This is a genomic window from Psychrobacter pasteurii (assembly GCF_900162815.1).
Classification (GTDB): domain Bacteria; phylum Pseudomonadota; class Gammaproteobacteria; order Pseudomonadales; family Moraxellaceae; genus Psychrobacter; species Psychrobacter pasteurii.
On the sequence record NZ_FUGD01000017.1, the window covers coordinates 1 to 3,823 of the forward strand.

4 protein-coding genes and 1 pseudogene are annotated in these 3,823 nt (G+C 40.7%); 3 read left to right on the top strand and 2 right to left on the bottom strand.

Annotated features, from left to right (window positions below; genetic code table 11):
- On the top strand, positions 1-1,236 hold a 1,236-nt coding region (locus tag A1232T_RS00135; RefSeq protein ID WP_077447471.1), incomplete at its 5' end, for a relaxase family protein.
- A gap of 78 nt (positions 1,237-1,314) precedes the next feature.
- Here A1232T_RS00135 and A1232T_RS00140 read toward each other — a convergent pair.
- Positions 1,315-1,599: an HU family DNA-binding protein gene (locus tag A1232T_RS00140; RefSeq protein WP_077447472.1), complete on the bottom strand. Its 285-nt coding sequence runs from the start codon at positions 1,597-1,599 to the stop codon at positions 1,315-1,317.
- Positions 1,600-1,605: 6 nt separating this feature from the next.
- Positions 1,606-2,733 (bottom strand): RepB family plasmid replication initiator protein, encoded by a 1,128-nt coding sequence (locus A1232T_RS00145; RefSeq protein ID WP_077447473.1) that lies wholly within the window; start codon positions 2,731-2,733, stop codon positions 1,606-1,608.
- Between the two features lie 471 nt (positions 2,734-3,204).
- On the opposite strand from A1232T_RS00145, the gene A1232T_RS00150 reads away from it, so the two are divergent.
- Together A1232T_RS00150 and A1232T_RS00155 are read left to right on the top strand one after the other, a co-directional pair.
- On the top strand, positions 3,205-3,522 hold the full coding sequence (locus A1232T_RS00150) for a plasmid mobilization protein (RefSeq protein WP_077447474.1): 318 nt from the start codon (positions 3,205-3,207) through the stop codon (positions 3,520-3,522).
- A pseudogene (locus tag A1232T_RS00155) lies at positions 3,512-3,823 on the top strand (relaxase/mobilization nuclease domain-containing protein); the annotation flags it as partial. The gene A1232T_RS00150 and the pseudogene A1232T_RS00155, both read left to right, overlap by 11 nt.

A 3,823-nucleotide genomic window follows, 5' to 3' on the forward strand; every position in this document is an offset into this window, starting at 1 on the left:
AGAGCCATTATGGATCGATTTGAGGGCAGTCTGTTAGCAGGATTAGACAAAGACCAATACAACATAACTTGGATAGAGCATACCGACAAAGACCGCCTAGAGCTTAACTTTGTCATTGCCAACCAAGAATTAACCACAGGTAAACGCCTACAGCCCTATTATGACAAGGCAGACCGCCCACTGATTGAGAACTGGAAACAGGTTATCAACCACGAATATGGGCTAACCGACCCCCACGACCCCAATAAAGCACAAGCAATCAAGACGCTAAACCGCCAAAACTTGCCAAAGGACGTGCAACAGGTCAAAGAGCAGATAGGGCAAGCTTTAGCCCACCAAATCGAGCAGGGCAACATCACAGACCGTAAAGGCGTTATAGATACCCTAGAGCAAGCAGGTTTTGAGATAGCAAGGCAAACAGATAAATCAATCAGTATTAAAAACCCAGACGGCAAGCGAAATATAAGACTAGAGGGCGTTATCTATGAAAATCGACAGCTTGGTAAAGAACTTGGAAAAGAACACAGCAGAGCAAGACAAGGCTATGCAGAAACAAGCACAGAGCGTTACCAAACAGCACTTGGCAAGCTACGAACAGCTATTGAGGTCAAGCAGGAACGAAACCGAGCAAGCTTTAGCCGAGAACATCAAACTTATCAGAGAGAGCAAAAGCACCATACAGCAAGCTTTGACCTACAAAACCTTGATAGGGGCATTGATGGGCGGATTAATAGCCATAGCCTTGATACTGTTAACCCTAAACTTATGGCTAGGTATCAGCTTGAAAAACAACAGGGCAGAGCTAGCAGAGATACAGCAGAATATCGAACAGACACCAGTACAAGCTCAGGTACTGGCGAAAGTGAACATAGGCAAGAACGACGATGGGACGCTTTGGATAGAAGCGAAGCAGAAAAAGAAAGCGGAAGTCGGCAAATCAACGAATGGCAAGCCTTTAATGATGTTGGAGTAAGACAAAATGAACAACGACTTTTTAACACGTTGCAACGAGCTAGCAGACGCACTGGAAGCCAAGCAGAACAAACAAGAAGCACAGATAGAGCGATTGACCGCAGTCAATCAGCAATTACAGACACAGAACGGCAAATTACTAGCACAGATAGAGAGGTTGCAAGCAGAGAACAGCAGGCTCAACAACGAGAACAACACGCTCAACAAGTCATTGAAGCCAGTCGCCAAGCGGAAAAGGTGGTAAGTCGTGGCATGGAACGCTAACGTCCTTCGGTTGTTGGTTTAGTTTAGCAGTTAGGTCTAAACGATAAAACTGTTTAGATCTAACTGCTAAACTCGACCTTATTCATTAAAACTATCGACTAAATTTTCACTAATTGTAGTTTTAATAATTAATTTTTCAGGTATTTCTACCTCCTCACCAGTTTTTGGGTTTCTGCCTAAACGACCTTTACGCCTAATCTTTTGAAAGTTGGCAAACCCTACTAACTTCAATCGCTCATCTTCATCAAGTTCAGTTAGCGAGTTAGCCAAGACCTCTAAAACCTTATTTAATATAACTCTTGCCTCATCTTGGTTAACATTAAGTTTTGGTGCTAATTCCCTAATAACGTCTTGTTTGTTCATAACTGCTTATCCTTTGTTGTAAATGGGTGAGTAGCCCACAAGTTTGAGTATAGGAAGGTATTTTTTATATTGTTCTTTGTGTTGTAACTCTCTGAATATGTGGTCTTTAGCATCATACCAACTGTTGAAGTGACAGCCCAATTTACCGCCTAATTCGTGAACCTCGCTTGTCATATTATTTTTATAACAATAAGCGGTAATTGTACCAGCGAATTTACGAGCCTGTTTTTCTGATAGCGGGTTGGGTGCTGATAATAACTCCTTATCCGTTGCACCAGTAAACATATCAACGGTATTAGCGTCCCTAAATGGGTCTTTAAACTCCTTCTTTTTGGCTTTTTGATTGTCTTTTATCGTTATTATGAAATGGGTAATAATCCGCCCCACCTTTTCTTGGTCAAGGGTTAGCGTAAAGTCGCCCTGCTCGTTTATTTGCTTGATAGATGGCAATAAAACCCATCTTTTGAACTCTGCCGTTTTAGCATACTTGTCAGCACAGCCAAAAAATTCCTTCCACTCTTCTAACGCCATGATTATTTGAGGGTGTTTGTTGCCATTGGTGGGTTTTGCCCCCTTCCATTTGCTCACTAACTCATATAAGCGTTTTGTATAAAACCCATTGAAATTAATAGTTTTCCCATAATCGTACTTAGTATAGGCTTCCCCAGTTTTCCCAATGAGATACGCCAAAGGGTCAGAAAACATCAAATGAATAAACCCGTTATTCTCTTGATACGCAACAGCTTGTAACCACCTAAAATTTAGTTTAACAGGCTTATGATTACCTTTAGGACGTGCAACAGAATAAATATCATCCTCTCCAGCTAATTGCTTTAACTCATCAAGATAGATCGTGCAATTTAACTTCCTGTCATAAAGTCTTTGAGCCGTTTCTCTCAATACCTCATAAGCATATTTCTCGTGAATTTTATTAGCTGAAGCAAACTCTTTTGCACTAATAAAGACCTGCTTACCCCCTGTACCTTGACTATGTAACTTATTGATTGCCAAAGTAAGTAAATCGTGTTCAGAGGGCGAAAGGTCATACCCCCCTTCTATCAGTGCATTAGACTTTGATATAACAATCTCCCTGCCTTCAATGTAGAAATTAGGCTTAGACACAAATTCGGACATTTTTATCACCTTTTATAAGTATGTAAATTAATATTATACTACATAAATGGTATAAAAAAACATATTACATCTAAAGTAAGGGGTTTCTACATCTAAAGTAAGGGGTTTCTACATTTGAAGTAAGGGGTTTCTACATTTGAAGTAAGGGGTTTCTACATCAATGACCCTGTAAGCCCTTATACTGTATAGCTTTGCAGTTCCTTATAATATAATAAATAAATAAAAGAATAATAAGCGGTTGGTTTTTTAAAAAACAAAAGCAAAAAGCAAAAGCACGATCTAAACTAATCAATTAGAACAAAATTAAACACCTATCCCTAGTTAAAAATGGCAATATTTAGTTTAAAGGGCAAGGACACATACAGGGTACTCTATCGAGATACCCGTATGACCTTGTAAGGGGAGACCCCTTAACCCCCTGACCGCTACAAAAAGCCGTAGCGGTAAAAACAAAGACAAAGAGAAAAACCTATGCCACAGACTAAACGAACCAAAGAAATCAAAATCCGATTAACCGAACAGGAACATCAAGCCCTATTGGAAAGAATGGAGGGCAACCAATTAGCGACATGGATAAGACAAGTTAGCCTAGCTCAAAGAGTCGCTAAACCTTACAAAAAAGCAGACCCTGAACTATTACGAAGCTTGGGGCGTATCGGTGGCAACCTAAACCAGTTAGCCAAACAAGCCAACACCCTAGACAAAGACACTGACAAGCTAAGAGTATTCGCACAGCTTGCAGTCATTAGGGAACAGCTAAACGAGGTATTAAGTCGCCATGATAGTTAAATTCTTGAAAAATAGCGGTGGTGGCAGTGCTAAGGCAACGATAGATTACCTACTAGGCAAGGAAAGAGACCGAGAAGGGGCTAGAGTGCTGTCTGGCGACCCTGAACTGACCCAAAGGCTATCAGATAGCCTAAACTTTAAAAATCGCTATACGGTGGGCGTATTGAGCTTTGAGGAGGGTAACCTACCTGATGATGACAAAAGAGCCATTATGGATCGATTTGAGGGCAGTCTGTTAGCAGGATTAGACAAAGACCAATACAACATAACTTGGATAGAGCATACCGACAAAGACCGCCTA

Excerpts from the sequence above, each read along its gene's own strand:
- A1232T_RS00145 (WP_077447473.1), bottom strand. The coding sequence starts at position 2,733 with ATGTCCGAATTTGTGTCTAAGCCTAATTTCTACATTGAAGGCAGGGAG.
- A1232T_RS00150 (WP_077447474.1), top strand. The coding sequence starts at position 3,205 with ATGCCACAGACTAAACGAACCAAAGAAATCAAAATCCGATTAACCGAA.
- A1232T_RS00140 (WP_077447472.1), bottom strand. The coding sequence starts at position 1,599 with ATGAACAAACAAGACGTTATTAGGGAATTAGCACCAAAACTTAATGTT.